Here is an 18,511-nt window from a genome sequence, read left to right as displayed (position 1 = left end):
GCCTCCTGCTGGTTGGGGGTCCAAGGGGACTTACAAAGTGGTGGATGCCAGGCCGCCATCGACCGGCAAGGTGATGCCATTGATCCAGCGCGCGGCGTCCGATGCAAGGAACACGATCGCCTCGGCCACCTCGTCGGCATACGCGGGGCGTTGCATGCGTTTGGCGTCTTCCTGCACACGCTCGGCGCCAAGCATCGCGGCAAAGTCGCCCAGGATCGGGGTGAACACCGGCCCGGGCGAGACGTTGTTGACGCGCACGCCGTGTTCGGCGAACCACGGCCACGATTGCAGCAAGGTCCACACGATCAGGGCCTCCTTGAAATACTGATAACAGGTGTCGTGCGCAACCGGATGCGCGGCCAGCCAAGCGCTGCCATCGGCGAAACTGGCAGCGGCGGCCAGCTGCTTGTGCAGGTCCAGCCGCTGCGGCCATTCGGCGCCGAGAATCGATGCGACGTTGATGATGGCGCCGCCACGGCTGATGCGCGGCAGCAGCGCGTGGCTGAGGTGACGCAGGCCCAGGTAGTTGACCCGCGCCACCGCCTCAAGCGGCGCGGTGCCGGGCACCCCGGCCACATTGGCCAGGGCGTCGATCCGTTCCGGCAGCGCCTGCACCAGCGCATCGATCGCAGCGGGATCGCCCAGGTCGGCCTGATGGAAGCTGTGCAGGCTCATATGCACCGGCGTGCGATCGATGCCGATCACGGTCGCGCCTTCAAAGCGCGCCAGGCGCGCCACCTCCGCACCGATGCCCGATGCCACGCCGGTCACCACGATGGTCTTGTTCAACAAGCGCATTGCCTTCTCCGAAGTTGCCGGCATCACCGGCGCTGGAACACGTGGACGAACTGCACATTGAGGTTGCTGCCGGAGGCCGCGTTTTTGACCTCCACCGGCAGATAGAGATTGGCGAACAACAGATTGTTGGCATCCACGCGCCAGGCACCGCCCGGGCCGGCATGGAACGCGGTCTGGTGACTGTTAGCCACGCGTTGGCTATTGGTGCGGTTGTCGCGCAATTGGATGAGGGAGTAGGCGTTGATGCCGACCCGCACATCGCCGGCCTGGCCATTGCGGAACGCAACGCCATCGGGAAGATTGGGCCGGCGGTGGCTGCGCAAGGTGTCGATGTAGTTCAGGCGCGCACTGATCTCCCAATGCGGCGCGGGCAATGCGGTGACCGCATAGTTGGGCACCAGCGACCAGTACCCGGCACCCGGATTGAGAGCGCGACGACCACTGAACGTGGATCGCAGTCTGGACTGGCGGATACGTGGTGTACTGCACGTGCCATCGCGCGATGCGCGCGCGTGGTCGGTTACAGCGTGTCGAGGCGATCCAGGCGATCGAGTGCACGCAGCAACGGCGCTTCGCTGGGGCCGAGCACGACGCTGAGCTGCTGTTCCATGCGCAGCACCTCCGCTTCGGCCTGCGCCAGCAGGCTGGACCCGGTGGCGGTCAAGGACAGATGCTGCATGCGACGGTCCTGGCGCCCACGCACCTGCCGCAGCAGGCGCCGCTTCACCAGGCGTGCCACCACGATGGCCAGATTCGGCGCCGAGACATGCAGCACGTCGCCGATCTGGCGCTGATTGATGCCCGGGTTGCCATCCACCAGCATCAGCAGCGAAAAGTCGACCGGCTTGAGCTCGAAGGCCGCCACGCAATCCTGGAACATGCGCCGCACCAGCAGCTCGGTGCGGGTGATGCGGTAGCCCAGCAACCGCAGCAGGCGCGCCTGGTCCACCGTGGCAACAGGATCGGGGAGCAGCACGGCGCTGGACGTTGCAGGCATGTGGATTCTCGCGACAAGGGCCATCACCGAACCAGGGAGCGGCGCGCCAGGCGCCTGCAACGCCGGCCCGCGACGTGAGCCGCATTGTAGACGTGGCGGGGCGTGCCGGTATCGCTTGCGTTGCCCGGTCAGCCTGCTGTGCCGACCACAGCGGCAGCGCGCCGGCCGCTGCAGTGCCCATGCTGGAGACCACGCACCGGCGCCGCACTGGCGGCGGAAAAGCGGAATGGTCCAGGTGCGGGTACGGCATGGGGATCCGGGCGCCAATGATTGCGTTCCGGAATAGTTATGCACCATAACTACATTGCCAAGCTGCAGCGCAGCATGGTCGCGCTCGCTAGGCGCCGGGCTGGCGGCCGCTGGTAGTGGTGAGCGCCCGTCCAGACGAGGAAAAGCCCATGTCATGGCAAGCGCCTGAGGGCGTGAGATGGCGCTGGGGAAGAGGCCCAGGCGCATCGTGGCCTGCGACGGCAGCGCGGCCTGGCCGCAGGCACTGCCGGGCTAGGTGGCGCACGGTGAACTCTTGGGGGCATGCAGCAGCGTCGCGCTGCGGCAGCATCCGGGCGGTCACCGCGACCAGCGACGGCCGCAGAGCGCGCCACATGGGCGCGTGACGCACCAAGCCTTGGAGGAGCGCGCCTGGGCGCGATAAAGCGCCACGCGGCCCGCGGCTGCGCGCAACGCTGATCCGGCACACGGCCCGGCGACTACTACCGCGCGTGCACCAGCAGCTCTCCGCACAGCGTCAACGTGCAAGACGCCTTACGGCAGCCAGAGTTTCTCAAGATCGCGGAAGCCCCAATCAGTGGGGCTTTCCATCTGCACGATGCGGTCCTGGCACTCCGCACGCGACAGATCGATGTCCTGCACCAGCACGTGGCTGCGCAGCTTGGCCGAATAGAACACCCGCACCTTCGGCTTGAGCAGGGACTCGGCGGCCTGTTCGATCACCACCGCAAGCTTCTGCGACTCCAGCCGCACCAGCGAGCCCACCGGGTAGATGCCCAACCGCCGCACGAAGGCCTGGAACACCACCGGGTCGAAGTGACCGGTCCACGAGGCCATGCGCTTGAGCGATTCGGCCGGGTCCCAGCCGCGCTTGTAGGGCCGGTCAGAGCTGATCGCATCGTAGACATCGCACACCGCGCCCATGCGCGACATCAGCGAGATCTCTTCGCCTACCTGGCCCTTTGGGTAGCCACTGCCATCCATCTTTTCATGGTGATGCAAGGCGATTTCCAGCACCACCGCGTTCTGCACCCCGCCGGCCAACAACAGGCGATGGCCATCCAGCGGATGCCGGCGGATGACGTCCATTTCTTCGTCGGTGAGCTTGCCGGGCTTGTTGAGGATATCCAGCGGCGTCACCGCCTTGCCCATGTCGTGCAGCAGGCCGCCCATCGCCGCCTCCACCACCTGCGCATCGGGCAGGCCGAGCTGGCGCGCCAACCCGCTCATCAGGCCGGCCACCGCCATCGAATGCAGGTAGGTGTAATCGTCGGCGGTCTTGAGCCGCGCCACGCTGATCAAGGCCTGCGGATGGCGCAGCACCGAATCGTTGATGGCCTCCACCAGCGGCATCGCCGCCTCGGTGTCCACAGTGCGGCCAAGCCGCACGTCGCGAAACATTTCTTCCACCACGCTGCGGCCGTCTTCGAAGATGCGGCGTGCACGCACCACTTCGGCTTCGATGCCCACCTTGGGCGCAACATTAGTGGCGCGTGCAGAGCGTTCGACAGGCGCAGCCACTGGTGGTTCGGAGACTGCAGGCGCGGGCGCCGGCGGAGCGGGCTCTTCCACTGCGGCAGGCGCAGCCGCTTCCACGTCCAGCCCACGTGCGGTGTCGATCACCAGCTGCTCGATGCGGCTGTCGTGGATCTTGCCCACGTCGTCGGCATCGACCAGGAAGGAGGTCTTCCAGAACGGATGGTGCACCCACGCGCCCAGCAGCTTGTAGACATACATGCCGGGGCGGAGTTGGTCGGAGTCGATGGTTCTGAGCATGCCGGCGCTGGTCTGCAAGTGGTCCGCGTAGCGCCCACCACAGGCGTGGCGGGTCTGCTGAGTTATCGGCAGCCGCGCAGAATTCTTTGGGCCGGGCGCAACCGCAGCCGTCTCGCCAACCGGCAATAGGCAATGCCCGCTAAGCAGTTCAGCGCTCCGGCAGGCGCATCGCCACCACCGCGGCAGCGGCGAACAACAACGGCACGCCGCAGGCCAGATACAACATGGCCGGCGACCACCCGGCATCCAGCAGCACCCCGGCGCACAGCGGCGAGACAATCGCGCCCAGCCGCCCGATCCCGATCGACCAGCCCATGCCGGTGGAGCGCACCGCCGCGGTGAAAACCACCGGCGCCACCGCATACAGCCCACCCATCGCTGCCGTCAGCGCGGCACCGGTCAGCAACGCAGTGGCAAATGCCCAACTCAGCACCGTGCTGCTCAACCCGAACGCGACCATCCCCACCGCCACCAGCACCAGTGCGCCGGCCGTGAGCCGCGACAAGCGCCCACGCAGGGCCAGCCAACTAAACAGCGTGCCGCCAACAATGCCGCCCAGATTCAACAGCACCCCACCGGTGACACCCTGGGCAGCCGACAGGCCCGCGGTCACCAGCAGCTTGGGAGTCCAGCTGAGCACGAAGTAGAACGCGAACATCAACAAGAAAAATGCCAGTGCGATCAACAGCGATTGCCGCCGCAGCGCACCTACGAACAGGGCCGCATACCCCTGCACCTGCCCGGCGGCCTGCGCAGGCGGCAGCGGCAACTGCGCATGCGGAGGCATCCCCATGCGTGCCAGCACCGCATTGAAGCGCGCCTGCGCGTTGGGCGACCGGCGGGCGATCAGGAACTCCAGCGATTCGGGCAAACAGGCCAGCACCAGCGGGACGCAGAGCAACGCGCCGAACGCGCCAAGCCAGAACACCGATGGCCAGGACCAGTGTTGCAGCAGCAGCGCGGCGATCGCGCCCCCAATCGTCGCCCCGACCGGGTAACCGGTGGCCTGCAGCACCGTCGCCGTGCTGCGCCAGCGTGCAGTGGAATATTCGGCGGCAGTGACCGCCACGCAGGCCAGCATGCCGCCGATGCCGACACCGGTGAACGCCCGCAGTGCGCCCAGCTGCCAGGCATTGCCTGCCAGTGCGGATGCGCCCATGCCGACAGTCAGGATGGCCAGACACACCAGGATCAGCGCACGACGGCCAATGCGGTCTGCCCACGGCGCCAGCACCAGCGAGCCGACCGCCATGCCGACCAGCCCGGCACTGAACAGCGCTCCCAGCAGCTTCCCGGACAACTGCCAGTCCGCCGACACGTGCGGGGCGGTGAACGCCATCGCCATCACGTCGAAGCCGTCGAGCATCGTCAGCAGCACGCACACCGCCACGGCCCTCCACTGGAACGGCGTCATGCGCTCCAGAACAAAGTGCGCGGAAGTTGGCGTGCCTTGAAGCATTGGCGTGTCCTGTGAGGGGGCTGATGTGGCGCAGCGGTGGCACGGGTGCATCCACGCTGCGCGATGGGAGAACGCGCGGACGCACCCTCGAAAACCGTGTGTGTTGCGACAGACGCAACCGATACGTCGCAATGGCCTGCACGCTAGGCCGATTGCGGGTGTCGTTCAAGGCCGATGACCGCAGTGGTGTGCGCTTTTCGGATGCAGACCCAATGAGCTTCGCTTGCGCAGCACCAGGTTCGGATGTGGTGTCTGCATTATGTGGTGCGCCTCAAGGCGAGGAGCACGACTGGCAATCAGGTCCTGCGCGGTGGCATCGTTCGTCGCCGCATCGCTACCGCGTTAGCTGTTCGAGATCGCTCTGACGCACGTGTGCGGTGATTGCCCGCACTGTCGCGCGACCTTGCGCAACGCACGTGTCGGCGAATAGCAACGCGACAGCGATCCATGCGACTTAGAGCGGCTGACAAAACGGGGCGAACAGTCGTCAGGTGGTCATGGACTATGTGCTCAGAATCGAAGCGTACGAGCGGCACATGCCGATTCCGCTAACCGGACGCGCCCGCCTGGCGGTCGCGCAATCGTTTTGTCAGCTGTTACTGACCATGCACGCATCGTGGTTAGCGGACGCGCTGCGTCCCCCCGTCAGATCGCCGGATACACCGCATGCCCAAGCAACAGCACCGCATATGACTTCAAACGCGCGAGTCACTTGCAGCGATACACACAGCTTCACCCAACACGCATCGAGATGCACCGCCTCCAAGCATCCACAACCCGCATCCATGCCATCTGCATAATGGCGCATCGCCGCGCAGCAACACGCACCGCACAGGTATCATCCACCTGTGCCCGCAGTTGGTGGCACGCTAACTTGCAGGAGAGTGCCGTGACCCCGATTCGCCCGTTTCTGGAACACACCCCGCAGCTGGGCGCGCGCGTCTATGTCGACCCGGCCTGCACCATCATCGGCAAGGTGCAGCTGGGCGACGACGTGTCGGTATGGCCGGGCACGGTGATTCGTGGCGACGTCAACTCTGTGCAGATCGGCGCGCGCACCAACGTGCAGGATGGCACCATCATCCACGTCAGCCACCACAGCCCGTTCAACAAGGGCGGCTACCCGACCGTGATCGGCGAAGACGTCACCGTGGGCCACGGCACCATCCTGCATGCCTGCACCATCGAAGACCTGTGCCTGATCGGCATGGGCGCCTGCGTGCTGGATAACGCCACCATCAAACGCTACGGCTTTGTCGGTGCCGGCGCGGTGGTGGGCCCGGGCAAGGTGGTTGGCGAAGCGGAATTGTGGCTGGGCAATCCGGCCCGGCTGGCGCGCCGCCTCAGCGACCAGGAGATCGAAAGCCTGCATTATTCGGCGCAGCATTATGTGCGGCTCAAGGACCAGTATCTGGGCGCGGCCAGCGCGGGCTGACCCGTTGTCTGCCATGTGACCGCGTGGCAGAATCGGCGGCCTGCGGCGTGGGGACGCTGCCATCGAATGGATTCGACCTGCATGCACACCACCGTTGTCCTGCGCGGCCTGCTGGCCGCTTGCCTGCTTGTCGCAAGCCCGCTGCTGTTCGCCATCCCGGCCGACGCCGTTGACGAAGCGCAAGTGCTGGCTGCGCTGCAGTACCGCGATGGCCACATCGCCGTGCCGCAGGCCAAGGCGCATTTCGATCTGGACCCGGCCTTCCGTTACCTGGACAAGGCCGATACGCGCCGCGTGCTCGAACAGCTGTGGGGCAACCCGCCCGACGACAGTGTGCTGGGCATGATCGTGCCGCGCACGCCTGCGCTGGATGCACCAGACAGCTGGGCGGTGGTGGTGACCTATAGCGATGAGGGCTATGTGTCCGACGAGGATGCCGCCAAGATCGACTACAGCGAACTGCTGGCCGACATGCAGAAAGGCACCGCGGAAGAAAACGCCGCGCGGCGCGAACAGGGCTACGGCACGGTCGACCTGCTCGGCTGGGCGGTACCGCCGCGCTACGACGCCGGCAGCAAGAAGCTCTACTGGGCCAAGGAGCTGCGCTTCGACGGCGCCCAGCAGCACACGCTCAACTACGACATCCGCGTGCTGGGCCGTAGCGGCTATCTCAGCCTCAACGCCGTCGCCGGCATCGGCCAGCTCGACCAGGTGCGCCAGGGCATGCAGCAGCTGCTGCCGATGACCGAGTTCGACCAGGGCGCGCGCTACGCCGACCACAACCCCTCCACCGACAAGATTGCCAGCTATGGCCTGGCCGGCCTGATCGGCGGCGGTCTGGCGGCCAAGGCCGGGCTGTTCGCCAAGCTGGGCCTGCTGCTGGCCAAGGGCTGGAAGCTGGTGCTGTTCGGAGTGCTGGCGTTGGGCGCCGGTATCAGGCGGGTGTTCGCCGGTCGCAAGGCGAACGGCAACGGTTGAGTGCGGGGCTGGCGCTGCTTCGCCATTCTCCATCGGCTTTTTGGCTCAGCAGATGTTTCCCGCCTGCCGCGCTGTGATGCGCGATAGTCGCTGCCGGCACTGCGCTGTGCGGCAATGGTCAGGCTGACCGGCTGGCATCCGTGCAAGTACGGGCCCAAGAAGGCTGCCTGGTCACCGCACCCGGCCCCGGCGGGGATGCAACGCATGCGGCAACAACGCCGCGCTGCATGCGGCGCCTAGGTTGGCATGTCCATCAGAGCCACGCGCCGGTCGATCACATCGCTGCCAGCTTTGCCCGGATTGACCTGGAACGCGCAAAGCAGCGTCCCCACGCAGCAGCGATCCTGGCAGTGCCTGCGTCGCGCTTCCGTCGGCAGCGTGCAACGCTCCAACGCGGTTTACATTCAAGGCTGTGTCGCGCGCTCCAGGGCGGCGAGCATCGCCAGCGCCTGCGTCCGCGAGCTGCCGCACATCTCCAATGACGGACGCAGGCTGGCACAGACCGCCGGGCGGCTCGGCTGCCCGAACAGGCGGCAGCCCCACTGCGCATCCAGCTGCACGCACGGCACACCGGCCGGCTTGCCCTGCGGCATGCCCGGAATCGGCGAACTGATGGACGGGGCAATGCAGCATGCGGCACAGCCGGCGCGGCACGAAAGGGTGGAGGTCATGCGCACAGTCTAAGAGCAGCTATCAAAACTGCTGCGCAGCCGCCAGGCGGGCGCGGCCGGTGCTCGGAATCCTCATGTACCCACGTACACTCCGGTTCCTCCGCGCCGTCCGCACCCACCTGACGGCTGCTCGCTACGTTTTGTTAGCCACTCTAAACTGCGGCCGCTCGCGCGCAGTTGCGAGCGCCTGCGCTATTGCTGCGCACGGATGAACCGTTTGGCGCAGCGGGGTGGCGCGCTCGACGTTTGATGTCATCGCCCCAGTGGCAGTCATGTTTGGCCGCCTGTTCACCCGGCAGCTGCGTGCTACCGTGCGAGATCACCGGAACGCGCCGCGACGGTTGCAGCAGCAACAGTCCTGGCGCGGTCTAATTGCCAGCCACCGCTCGCTCACGTTGTCGATCCCGCCATGCCCGAATACCGCTCCAAGACCTCTACCCACGGCCGCAACATGGCGGGCGCCCGCGCACTCTGGCGCGCCACCGGCATGAAGGATGGCGATTTCCACAAGCCGATCATTGCCATCGCCAATTCGTTCACGCAGTTCGTGCCCGGCCATGTGCACCTGAAGGATCTTGGGCAACTCGTGGCGCGTGAGATCGAACGTGTCGGCGGCGTGGCCAAGGAGTTCGACACCATCGCCGTGGACGACGGCATCGCGATGGGCCACGACGGCATGCTGTATTCGCTGCCCAGTCGCGAGATCATCGCCGACTCGGTCGAGTACATGGTCAACGCGCATTGCGCCGACGCGCTGGTGTGCATCTCCAACTGCGACAAGATCACCCCCGGCATGTTGATGGCCGCCTTGCGCCTCAACATCCCCACCGTGTTCGTCTCCGGCGGGCCGATGGAAGCCGGCAAGACCAAGCTGGCCGACCATAATCTGGATCTGATCGACGCGATGGTGATCGCCGCCGACGACAGCGCTTCCGATGAAAAAGTCGCCGAATTCGAACGCAGCGCCTGCCCCACGTGCGGCTCGTGCTCGGGCATGTTCACCGCCAACTCGATGAACTGCCTCACCGAAGCGCTGGGTCTTTCATTGCCCGGCAATGGCACCGTGGTGGCCACGCATGCCGACCGCGAGCAGCTGTTCCTGCGCGCCGGGCGCGTGGCGGTGGAACTGTGCCATCGCTGGTATGGCGGCGAAGACCCCACCGCACTGCCGCGCGGCATCGCCACCTTCGAAGCGTTCGAAAACGCGATGACGCTGGACATCGCCATGGGCGGCTCCACCAACACCATCCTGCATCTGCTCGCTGCCGCACAGGAAGGCGAGGTGCCGTTCGGCATGCGCGATATCGACCGCCTGTCCAAGCGTGTGCCGCAGCTGTGCAAGGTGGCACCAAACACGCCCAAGTACCACATCGAAGACGTGCACCGTGCTGGCGGCATCATGTCCATCCTCGGCGAACTGGCACGTGGCGGCTTGCTGCACACCAATGCAGCCACCGTGCACACACGCACCCTGGCCGACGCCATCGCGCAATGGGATGTCACCCAGGTCGACGACGACAAGGTGCATACGTTCTACAAGGCCGGCCCGGCCGGCATTCCCACACAGATTGCGTTTAGCCAGGCCACGCGCTGGGACACCCTGGACACCGACCGCAGCGAAGGCTGCATCCGCGATGTTGCGCATGCGTTCTCGCAGGAAGGCGGCCTGGCGGTGCTGTACGGCAATATCGCGCGCGATGGCTGCGTGGTGAAGACGGCAGGCGTGGACGAATCCATCCACATTTTCGAGGGTAACGCACGCGTCTACGAGAGCCAGGATTCGGCGGTCAAGGGCATCCTCGCCGACGAAGTCAAAGCCGGCGACGTGGTGGTCATCCGCTACGAAGGCCCCAAGGGCGGCCCCGGTATGCAGGAGATGCTCTACCCCACCAGCTACCTGAAATCCAAGGGCCTGGGCAAACACTGCGCACTACTCACCGACGGCCGTTTCTCCGGCGGCACCTCGGGCCTGTCGATCGGCCACGCCTCGCCGGAAGCCGCCGCAGGCGGTGCGATCGGCCTGGTGCGCAACGGTGACAAGATTCTCATCGACATCCCCAAGCGCTCGATCGACCTGCTCGTCTCCGACGGAGAACTGGCCGCACGCCGCACCGAGCAGGAAGCCAAGGGCTGGAAGCCGGTGGAAGTGCGCCCACGTAAAGTCACCACCGCGCTGAAGGCTTACGCGTTGCTGGCGACCAGTGCGGACAAGGGCGCGGTACGCGACAAGGCGATGCTGGACGGCTGAGGCATTGCCATGAAGACCGCGGATATTTAGCGGTCTTCGTCGTATCACGGCATCGGAGGGTGGAAGGGACTTCCTTCCCGATGCGTGACTGCAACCCAGCGTGGGGTGGCTTTTTAGAGCCGCTAACAAAACGTAGCGAGCAGCCGTCAGGTGGGAGGACAGCGCTCGGAACCGGCGCGTACGGGGAATGCCGACTCCCGGCACCGGCCGCGCACGCCTGGCGGCTGCGCAGTCGTTTTGATCGCTGCTCTTATTGGCGGCAACGTCACCCACCGCTGAGATGCAGCCCATCCAGCGGGCTGCGTACCGCCGACGCTCCGCGCCCCAGCACATGCGTGTAGATCTGCGTGGTTGCCACATCCTTGTGGCCCAACAGCTCCTGCACAGTGCGGATATCGTGGCCGGCCTCCAGCAGATGCGTGGCGAACGAATGCCGCAGGGTGTGGCAGGTCGCCGGCTTGTCGATCCCCGCACGGCGCCGTGCCGCCTGTACCGCACGCTGCAGGATCTCCTCCGATACGTGATGCCGGCCAACTCGGCCACTGCGCGGATCCACCGATCGACGCGCGGCGGGGAACAGATACTGCCAGCCGGGCTCGACATCGGCAGTGGGATACTTACGCGCCAACGCATGCGGCAGGAACACCCGTCCTGCTCCCTCGGCGAGATCAGCGGCATGCAGCAGCAGCGCCCGCTCGCGCTGCTGCATTAATTCCCCTCGCAGGCTGCGCGGCAGCGGCACCCGCCGATCCTTGCCGCCTTTTCCGTCGCGCACCGCGATCTCGCAACGCACCATGTCCACATCCTTGATCCGCAACCGCAGGCATTCCAGCAACCGCATCCCGCTGCCGTAGAGCAGCCCCGCCATCAGCCGACACGCCCCCTCCAGCATCGTCAGCAGGCGCGCCACCTCCTCGACCGAGAGCACCACTGGAATGCGCCGCGGTCGCTTGGCGCGCACCAGGTTTTCCATCCAGGGCAACTCCAGGCCCAGGATCTCGCGATACAGGAACAGCAGTGCCGCCAGCGCCTGATTCTGCGTGCCGGCCGACACCTGGCCCCGCGTCGCCAGGTCGGTGAGAAACGCCTCGACCTCTGCCTGCCCCATCTGCGCTGGATGCCGTTTACCGTTGGCCAGGATGAAGCGTCGGATCCAGCCCACATACGCCTGCTCGGTGCGCAGGCTGTAGTGGCGAAGCCGCAGCCGACCACGGACCTGATCCAACAGCTTGGGGGTCAGACGCGTCATTACGCCTGCATCGTCACGGGTGTAACTCATACGCCGGCTCAAACGTCGGATAACGCAACTAGCATCGACGCCAAGATTGTCGGTTACTATCCGACAAGTCACTGTTACGGAATAGGAATTTCCCCTTCCCAGACCTCCGGCCTTCGTCGATACTTGGCGCAACACCGCTTTTAGGCGGTCCAATATTAGTTAGGCCGTGGTGGAGCAAATGCGTTGGTGGTCGTCGCTTCGGTGAGTTCGCAGGCATGCATGCGGTTGGCTCCGGACAGAGGTCATCACCGTTGCTTGTTGCGGTAAGTTCGGTGCTTCGCCTTGGCACGTCGTTCCCGCGCTGCGCTCGTTGCAGTTGACTTCGGTGGCATCACGCGCCGCTGCATCGCTGAGCAAGCTCCATCCCGCAAGCTGTGGCAAACTTGATCCAGGCGGCAGTGCTGGGGAGCATGGTTGCACCATCCAACCTTCGCGGCCACTCACTGCCTAACAACTCATTCAAGCCGAAGTTGCTTCGCAACTCGGCTTAATTCAAGCGTTAGGCCGTGGTGGAGCAAATGCATTGGTGGTCGCCGCTTCGGTGAGTTCGCAGGTGTGCATGCGGTTGGCTCCGGACAGTAGTCATCACCGTTGCTGGTTGCGGTAAGTTCGGCACTTCGCCTTGGCACGTCGTTCCCGCGCTGCGCTCGTTGCAGTTGGCTTCGGTGGCGTCACGCGCCACTGCTTCGCTGGGGCAAGCTCCATCCCGCAAGCTGTGGCACACTCTGCCCAGGCGGCAGTGCTGGGGAGCATGGTTGCATCATCCAACCTTTGCGGCCACTCACTGCCTAACAACTCATTCAAGCCGAAGTTGCTTCGCAACTCGGCTTAATTCAAGCGTTAGGCCATGGTGGAGCAAATGCGTTGGTGGTCGCCGCTTCAGTGAGTTCGCAGGCGTGCATGCGGTTGGCTCCGGACAGCAGTCATCTCCGTTGCTGGTTGCGGTAAGTTCGGTACTTCGCCTTGGCACGTCGTTTCCGCGCTGCGCTCGTTGCAGTTGGCTTCGGTGGTATCACGCGCCGTTGCATCGCTGGGCAAGCTCCATCCCGCAAGCTGTGGCAAACTTGATCCAGGCGGCAGTGCTGGGGAGCATGGTTGCACCATCCAACCTTTGCGGTCACTCACTGCCTAACAACTCATTCAAGCCGAAGTTGCTTCGCAACTCGGCTTAATTCAAGCGTTAGCGCCCTATGGCAATTGATCAGCAAGCTCGAGCAACTTTGGCTGAGTCAACGCGCTGGCTCATTGGCGCTCGTATCACAAATTTCCAGTTCGACGATGCGGTGCCAAAGTCGGCGGATCCGGCGATCCGAGAGATCTACACCCAATTCCTATGGCTGCTCTACTGTGATCTTCGAGAGCACCGCCTGGTCGGTGCCGACAGGCTGTCGCAAGCTCAAAGGGACGCGGCAGTTCGCTGCGTCCTCTTTCTCAAGTCAGGCCTTGCCTACCTTTGGCCGGTTCTCTCCCGCGGCCAGTCTGCGCTTCTCACTATTGGCAACTTGCTGACACTTGGATTAGCAGGACGCATCTACTTCCGTCGCCTACGGTCCGCCGGCGACATGGCGTACTGGCCGTTCTCATCTCAGTCACATTACGCTGCCGCGCTCGGTACGCCTGTGTACTTGCCCGGCGCGGGCGCTAACAATTCATTCAAGCCGAACCCGCTTCGCGGGTCGGCTTAATTCAGGCGTTAGGCCTCGAATTCATGCAGCCCTACATCTTCCAAGGAATCGTACTTCCCGAGCGGGCCCAGCTTTCATTGCAGTTTTCGCTGGGCTTTGAGCATCTATCCTCCGGGATCAAGGCTACGGCTCGAGTGAGCATCCTTCTCAATCAAGTCGTCGTCTGGGTCGAAACAGCTCATGACTGGAACGTCTTTGACCTGCGCAACGTTGTGAGCAGCATTGTTCAAGGTCATTTGCAGATGGTCGGCTATCTAAAGGGATTTGCCTACGACTTCGAATTGACGCGAGTGCTGAATCAGGAACGCGCAGTCGACTATGTGTTCGGCATTGACATCCCTTGCCTCGCGGAGCGAGGTAAGGATGTCGACCTATCCCAGGCCTTGGCCAAGCTGCGCGAGAAGACGACGGGGAAGAACGGAGTCTATTTAAATCGTTGCTTTAGCGACTTGGCCGCCGCCATGAAGCACGCAGATGACACTGGCTTCTATTGCTACCGTGCGATCGAAGCGCTGCGACATCACTGTGCAGCGGTCAAATCGCTGACGGAGGAAAGCAAGGCAATACAGTGGCAAAAGTTCCGAGAAGTCGCAGGATGTGAGGAGCAAACATTGCGGGAAATCAAAGCGGCAGCTGATCCGCTGCGTCATGGCGATGTTGTTGGTTCAACCTCCGCCGACCGCGAGAAAATCCTCACAATCACATGGAACACCGTTGACAGCTACCTCGTCGAGGCCTAATCCCTTGCTCAAGCTTAGCGCCAACGGCAGGCCACCAGGCCAGGTCTGACGGTGCACGGTACATTTTCGCCAGCCCGGGTGCCTGGCGTCCTGCCGTCGTCGCCCGCTTAGCTCGAACGTTAGGCGGTGCAAGACATGCTGTCGACACTTGGACCTGCAATCAGAAGCCTCGGCCCGAACGAATCACACCGAAAGGGAAAAGAAGATGAGCGCGTTACTATTCGTCATCGCAATTCTCTCAGTTGGTTACGGCTTGATCTCTTTGAGTCAGGCCACACTAGGCGTGGGCATGATCGCGATTGGCTGCTTTGTTGCCATTCTTGCGAGGCTGGTCCAGGCGCAGAACACCATCGTGCTCTATCTAGGCCCAAGGCCTAACAATTCATTCAAGCCGACACCACTTCGTGGCGCGGCTTAACTCAGGTGTTAGGCCGTGGTGGAGCAAATGCGTTGGTGGTTGCCGCTTCGGTGAGTTCGCAGGCGTGCATGCGGTTGGCTCCGGACAGTAGTCATCACCGCTGCTGGTTGCGGTAAGTTTGGTACTTCGCCTTGGCACGTCGTTCCCGCGCTGCGCTCGTTGCAGTTGGCTTCGGTGGCATCACGCGCCGCCGCATCGCTGGGCAAGCTCCATCCCGCAAGCTATGGCACACTTGGTCCAGGCGGCAGTGCTGGGGAGCATGGTTGCACCATTCAACCTTTGCGGCCACTCACTGCCTAACAACTCATTCAAGCCGAAGTTGCTTCGCAACTCGCCTTAATTCAAGCGTTAGGGGGCAGTGGTGAGTACCGCGCGATTCTTCAAAGAGCACGGCGCTGCAATGCGATCCGGTGACAGCACAGACCATCGGCAGCGGATGCAAGAGGCCTATGACACTGTCCGGGACAACTGGCTCGCCAAAAGGGAATATATAGCGCTCGTGAAGGCCATTGTCGGCAATTGGACGTCCGGAAACTGCGTTGATTACATGCTTCCTGTTACCTCAGCACTCGTCGCAGATGAGAAGTTAGATCTTCACCGACACCTCTGGACACGTACGTTAAAGAGGCAGGCCAGCGACTTCTTTCGCGAGTACTCGTTCATTCGCCGTCAACGACTGACATTCCAAGACATCGCTTCTACGGATTCTTCGGGCTTCGATGAGTTTGATTACGCCAATTACAGTGATCATCGAAAAGCCGCCTCTTTTCTTCTTAGTCGCATCTCTTCAAGCTTGACGATTTGGAGAGACGAGCTGATCGGCGCTGGTCTGAGCACAGAGGATCCAGACAATATTGCGGCTAGTCTCCAACTTCTTAAGCAGCCCCGCATTGAGGTCAATCGCTTGCCCCCTAACAATTCATTCAAGCCGAACCCGCTTCGCGGGTCGGCTTAATTCGGGCGTTAGGCATCATCAGGAAAGAACAATGAACTTCCCCAGGGATGAAAACGGCGATGTCCTCCGTCGTATGCAGGCTTCCAATTTCGACTTCTCAAAAAAACACGACGTGGAGTTCTTTGCTGTTTTTCGCACCGAAGAAGCGGCCCGCTACGTAGCAATGGAATTTGTTGCTGATCGTAAAGCTGGCGAGCATTTTGTAAATATTGAGACTAGGCCGGCAGATTCCGGGGGTATGGAGCTTGAGCTAGTCAAGCGCATGATCGTCACCCATGATGCCGTTACGGAATTCGAGGAGCGCCTTGCTAGTCGTGTTTCCAGGCACGATGGTTACATGGATGGGTGGGGCGTTCTTCAGCAATGATGCCTAACAACTCAATCAAGCCGAACTGGCTTCGCCAGTCGGCTTATCTCGGACGTTAGGTCGCATGGACAACTTTGCATCACGTCAGGCTCTAGTGCTCTCCTTGGTCCGAGGCCTGTGGGGTGAGGTCCATCCGCAGTTGCGTCAAGCCTCGATTGAGGCTGATAAAAGCGCGTGCATTGTTCGCCTCCGCTTCGAATACGACGGCGAAGCCACAGGCCCCGCGCGAGAGAGCTGCTCTTCTGCGGCCACCGAGGTCATTGCCGACTTCCCTGCAACTTGGGACTTAGATGAACAACATGTGGCCGCGGCTTTTCCCGGCTCTTTAACTCCGCTTGAGCATGTTGTCTTCCGACGTTGGGAGCCCGATGATGCGGCCTAACAATTCATTCAAGCCGAACCCGCTTCGCGGGTCGGCTTAATTCAGGCGTTAGGCCGTGGTGGAGCAAATGCGTTGGTGGTTGCCGCTGCGATGAGTTCGCAGGTGTGCATGCGGTTGGCTCCGGACAGCAGTCATCACCGTTGCTGGTTGCGGTAAGTTTGGTGCCTCGCCTTGGCACCTCGTTTCACTTCTGCGCTCGTTGCAGTTGGCTTCGGTGGCATCACGCGCCGCTGCATCGCTGAGCAAGCTCCATCCCGCAAGCTGTGGCAAACTTGATCCAGGCGGCAGTGCTGGGGAGCATGGTTGCACCATCCAACCTTTGCGGTCACTCACTGCCTAACAATTCATTCAAGCCGAAGTTGCTTCGCAACTCGGCTTAATTCAAGCGTTAGCCGTATGGAAGAACTCGCTTCGATCATCGACAAACCTCTCACCTCAGCAGAGGTGCAGCGTGCACTGTCTCGTTTCAACCTGATCGAGCAGGTGTTCGATCCGCTCGAGGAAGGGATGCCTGCGGAGCGCTTCCTGACAGACAAGGTGGGCGGCCTTCAAATTGAAATTCGGCCGGATGGGCGCATCGGCACGGTATTTCTTCACTCATTCGGCAAGGATGGCTTCGGACAGTTCCACTATCCCTTGATAGGCGGCCTTACGTTCTCCTCCATGCCGGCCGATGTCCTAGAGTGCTTAGGCAGCCCATCAGCAGGCGCCGTAGTCGATCCGCCGTCATTCGGTGTTACCTCTTGGGCCAAATACGAAACGCCATTGCACACAATACATTTCAGCTTTGGCATCAACAGCATCACACTCGTTACTATCATGCCGGTCGACTGGCAGCCCGGAGGCTACAGTGGCGGCTAACAATTCATTCAAGCCGAACCCGCTTCACGGGCCGGCTTAACTCTGGTGTTAGGGGGCATGGAAAGATCCTCGCACATTTGGCTGACTACCCGCCTGACTTTAGTGGCGCTATCCATACCGGCGTGGTTACCCATTCGCGCCACAATGCCTGACGACTTCTCACAACCGCCCAAGTGGTACATTACTTTCATTCTTTGCGGATTCGCCTTGGTCTCGGTCATTGCCTGGCAAGTACTTCGCAATGACCTGGTTTGGCAACGCCCCAGTTGGACTGCCAATCCATTCAACCAAAGCATGCCGCTTGAGGGGCTACACTTGTCGGGCTGGTCGTTTGTTTTGGGGGCGCTAGGGTTACTTCTCGCAAATTTTTTTCACCAACCAACGGATTGCGCGTGGGTACTGCCCGGTTGCATTGGCACTGGCCTGCTTGTAGGCGTGCGTGTTGCGGCCACCAGCAATGCCCCCTAAAAATTCATTCAAGCCGAGCCCGCTTCGCGGGTCGGCTTAACTTAGGCGTTAGACGACAGGATCATGATCAATCGCACTGACAATCCCTTGGGCTGGTCCATGCTGCTCCACGACCTGGAGGATGCATACGAGCATCTGGGCAATCTCATAAAGGAGATTTCTGCTGAGCCCGAGTATGGGGAGCCTGAGCTACGGGTAGACTTGGGACACGTCTATGCGCATCTCAATCGAGCATGGCGCCGCCGCTTGGTCGCAGATGACTTTTCTGAAAGTGAGTGGGCATCTGCAGGAGCGTTTCCCGATGATCTCGCGCCTGTCGCCTAACAACTCAATCAAGCAGAACTTTCTTCGCAAGTCGGCTTATCTCGGACGTTAGGCCTCACATGACAGATTCAAGCGAACCCCTTTCCGAAGCACTTGTAGTAGTTAAGCGCAATGGAGTCCACCGCATCGAGATTCGAGAGGTGCTTCAAGATGGCGACTCTTACTTCCTTGTCTTTGCTAGATCAGACGGTACAGAAGCGCGAGTTCCGATTGACGGGACAAAGCTTAAGAAGACGATAGACGAACGGGTACTGGCGGATTTGATCTATCACGGTGGAGCACTCGTCGCACCTCAGCAGGATGTTTGATAGCTCGCGGGTCTGCCCGAAAGGTGAGGCCTAACAATTCATTCAAGCCGAAGCCGCTTCGCGGCTCGGCTTAACTCAGGCGTTAGGCATCAATGTATATTCGGCCTCTATTAGTCAACCTTGAGTCTCCGTAC

At 62.3% G+C, this 18,511-nt stretch carries 15 protein-coding genes, 3 other RNA genes and 1 pseudogene; 10 read left to right on the top strand and 9 right to left on the bottom strand.

All coding sequences use genetic code 11. The features are described from left to right. Positions 1 to 30: 30 nt before the first annotated feature. From QRM60_RS08045 to QRM60_RS08020, 6 genes and pseudogenes are all read right to left on the bottom strand, one after another. A complete protein-coding gene (locus QRM60_RS08045; RefSeq protein ID WP_042597494.1) occupies positions 31 to 798 on the bottom strand; it encodes a coniferyl-alcohol dehydrogenase in 768 nt (255 codons plus the stop codon). 23 nt (positions 799 to 821) lie between these two features. Beyond that, positions 822 to 1,244 (bottom strand): annotated as a pseudogene (locus tag QRM60_RS08040) (transporter); the annotation flags it as partial. Between the two features lie 74 nt (positions 1,245 to 1,318). Further along, positions 1,319 to 1,795: a MarR family transcriptional regulator gene (locus QRM60_RS08035; protein ID WP_103700869.1), complete on the bottom strand. Its 477-nt coding sequence runs from the start codon at positions 1,793 to 1,795 to the stop codon at positions 1,319 to 1,321. A 762-nt stretch (positions 1,796 to 2,557) separates the two neighbouring features. Beyond that, on the bottom strand, positions 2,558 to 3,799 hold the full coding sequence (locus tag QRM60_RS08030; RefSeq protein ID WP_202863837.1) for an HD-GYP domain-containing protein: 1,242 nt from the start codon (positions 3,797 to 3,799) through the stop codon (positions 2,558 to 2,560). 148 nt (positions 3,800 to 3,947) lie between these two features. Next, a complete protein-coding gene (locus tag QRM60_RS08025) occupies positions 3,948 to 5,258 on the bottom strand; it encodes an MFS transporter (protein WP_285445932.1) in 1,311 nt (436 codons plus the stop codon). A gap of 461 nt (positions 5,259 to 5,719) precedes the next feature. Further along, positions 5,720 to 5,796: non-coding RNA, sX9 sRNA (locus tag QRM60_RS08020), on the bottom strand. Positions 5,797 to 6,147: 351 nt separating this feature from the next. Between QRM60_RS08020 and QRM60_RS08015 the strand changes: the two genes are divergently transcribed. Together QRM60_RS08015 and QRM60_RS08010 are read left to right on the top strand one after the other, a co-directional pair. After that, a complete protein-coding gene (locus tag QRM60_RS08015) occupies positions 6,148 to 6,693 on the top strand; it encodes a gamma carbonic anhydrase family protein (protein WP_019237180.1) in 546 nt (181 codons plus the stop codon). Between the two features lie 81 nt (positions 6,694 to 6,774). Then, the gene (locus QRM60_RS08010) at positions 6,775 to 7,671 is read left to right on the top strand and encodes a DUF2167 domain-containing protein (RefSeq protein WP_228437879.1); all 897 of its coding nucleotides are present in this window, start codon (positions 6,775 to 6,777) and stop codon (positions 7,669 to 7,671) included. 404 nt (positions 7,672 to 8,075) lie between these two features. On the opposite strand, the gene QRM60_RS08005 is transcribed toward QRM60_RS08010, so the two are convergent. After that, the gene (locus QRM60_RS08005) at positions 8,076 to 8,342 is read right to left on the bottom strand and encodes a YkgJ family cysteine cluster protein (RefSeq protein ID WP_285445931.1); all 267 of its coding nucleotides are present in this window, start codon (positions 8,340 to 8,342) and stop codon (positions 8,076 to 8,078) included. Between the two features lie 74 nt (positions 8,343 to 8,416). On the opposite strand from QRM60_RS08005, the gene QRM60_RS08000 reads away from it, so the two are divergent. Then, positions 8,417 to 8,491, top strand: a non-coding RNA gene (locus QRM60_RS08000) — sX9 sRNA. Positions 8,492 to 8,751: 260 nt separating this feature from the next. Next, the gene (ilvD, locus tag QRM60_RS07995; protein ID WP_285445930.1) at positions 8,752 to 10,590 is read left to right on the top strand and encodes a dihydroxy-acid dehydratase; all 1,839 of its coding nucleotides are present in this window, start codon (positions 8,752 to 8,754) and stop codon (positions 10,588 to 10,590) included. Between the two features lie 120 nt (positions 10,591 to 10,710). Here ilvD and QRM60_RS07990 read toward each other — a convergent pair. Continuing rightward, a non-coding RNA gene (locus QRM60_RS07990) (sX9 sRNA) lies at positions 10,711 to 10,783 on the bottom strand. Between the two features lie 72 nt (positions 10,784 to 10,855). Next, positions 10,856 to 11,839, bottom strand: a complete 984-nt coding sequence (locus tag QRM60_RS07985; protein ID WP_285446028.1) for an integron integrase — start codon at positions 11,837 to 11,839, stop codon at positions 10,856 to 10,858. Positions 11,840 to 13,577: 1,738 nt separating this feature from the next. Between QRM60_RS07985 and QRM60_RS07980 the strand changes: the two genes are divergently transcribed. From QRM60_RS07980 to QRM60_RS07955, 6 genes are all read left to right on the top strand, one after another. Continuing rightward, a complete protein-coding gene (locus QRM60_RS07980; protein WP_285445929.1) occupies positions 13,578 to 14,294 on the top strand; it encodes a hypothetical protein in 717 nt (238 codons plus the stop codon). 779 nt (positions 14,295 to 15,073) lie between these two features. Beyond that, positions 15,074 to 15,667: a hypothetical protein gene (locus QRM60_RS07975; RefSeq protein ID WP_285445928.1), complete on the top strand. Its 594-nt coding sequence runs from the start codon at positions 15,074 to 15,076 to the stop codon at positions 15,665 to 15,667. A gap of 31 nt (positions 15,668 to 15,698) precedes the next feature. Continuing rightward, entirely contained in the window at positions 15,699 to 16,034 is a 336-nt protein-coding gene (locus QRM60_RS07970) for a ribonuclease E inhibitor RraB (protein ID WP_285445927.1), read from the top strand. A 778-nt stretch (positions 16,035 to 16,812) separates the two neighbouring features. Beyond that, positions 16,813 to 17,277 (top strand): hypothetical protein, encoded by a 465-nt coding sequence (locus QRM60_RS07965; protein ID WP_103702910.1) that lies wholly within the window; start codon positions 16,813 to 16,815, stop codon positions 17,275 to 17,277. Positions 17,278 to 17,808: 531 nt separating this feature from the next. Next, positions 17,809 to 18,069 (top strand): hypothetical protein, encoded by a 261-nt coding sequence (locus tag QRM60_RS07960; protein WP_147309370.1) that lies wholly within the window; start codon positions 17,809 to 17,811, stop codon positions 18,067 to 18,069. Positions 18,070 to 18,128: 59 nt separating this feature from the next. After that, positions 18,129 to 18,377 (top strand): hypothetical protein, encoded by a 249-nt coding sequence (locus QRM60_RS07955; protein ID WP_147309371.1) that lies wholly within the window; start codon positions 18,129 to 18,131, stop codon positions 18,375 to 18,377. The last annotated feature ends 134 nt before the right edge of the window (positions 18,378 to 18,511 follow it).

Source organism: Xanthomonas sp. fls2-241-TYG-148 (genome assembly GCF_030208815.1).
Classification (GTDB): Bacteria; Pseudomonadota; Gammaproteobacteria; order Xanthomonadales; family Xanthomonadaceae; genus Xanthomonas; species Xanthomonas campestris.
The sequence above is the reverse complement of the archived record's forward strand: the minus strand, read 5'-3'. Positions and strand labels throughout refer to the sequence as shown.

What these genes read in the sequence shown, in the direction of transcription:
- QRM60_RS08045 (WP_042597494.1), bottom strand. Translation starts at nt 798, where the DNA reads ATGCGCTTGTTGAACAAGACCATCGTGGTGACCGGCGTGGCATCGGGC.
- QRM60_RS08035 (WP_103700869.1), bottom strand. Translation starts at nt 1,795, where the DNA reads ATGCCTGCAACGTCCAGCGCCGTGCTGCTCCCCGATCCTGTTGCCACG.
- QRM60_RS08030 (WP_202863837.1), bottom strand. Translation starts at nt 3,799, where the DNA reads ATGCTCAGAACCATCGACTCCGACCAACTCCGCCCCGGCATGTATGTC.
- QRM60_RS08025 (WP_285445932.1), bottom strand. Translation starts at nt 5,258, where the DNA reads ATGCTTCAAGGCACGCCAACTTCCGCGCACTTTGTTCTGGAGCGCATG.
- QRM60_RS08010 (WP_228437879.1), top strand. Translation starts at nt 6,775, where the DNA reads ATGCACACCACCGTTGTCCTGCGCGGCCTGCTGGCCGCTTGCCTGCTT.
- QRM60_RS08005 (WP_285445931.1), bottom strand. Translation starts at nt 8,342, where the DNA reads ATGACCTCCACCCTTTCGTGCCGCGCCGGCTGTGCCGCATGCTGCATT.
- ilvD (WP_285445930.1), top strand. Translation starts at nt 8,752, where the DNA reads ATGCCCGAATACCGCTCCAAGACCTCTACCCACGGCCGCAACATGGCG.
- QRM60_RS07985 (WP_285446028.1), bottom strand. Translation starts at nt 11,839, where the DNA reads ATGACGCGTCTGACCCCCAAGCTGTTGGATCAGGTCCGTGGTCGGCTG.
- QRM60_RS07980 (WP_285445929.1), top strand. Translation starts at nt 13,578, where the DNA reads ATGCAGCCCTACATCTTCCAAGGAATCGTACTTCCCGAGCGGGCCCAG.
- QRM60_RS07970 (WP_285445927.1), top strand. Translation starts at nt 15,699, where the DNA reads ATGAACTTCCCCAGGGATGAAAACGGCGATGTCCTCCGTCGTATGCAG.
- QRM60_RS07965 (WP_103702910.1), top strand. Translation starts at nt 16,813, where the DNA reads ATGGAAGAACTCGCTTCGATCATCGACAAACCTCTCACCTCAGCAGAG.
- QRM60_RS07960 (WP_147309370.1), top strand. Translation starts at nt 17,809, where the DNA reads ATGATCAATCGCACTGACAATCCCTTGGGCTGGTCCATGCTGCTCCAC.
- QRM60_RS07955 (WP_147309371.1), top strand. Translation starts at nt 18,129, where the DNA reads ATGACAGATTCAAGCGAACCCCTTTCCGAAGCACTTGTAGTAGTTAAG.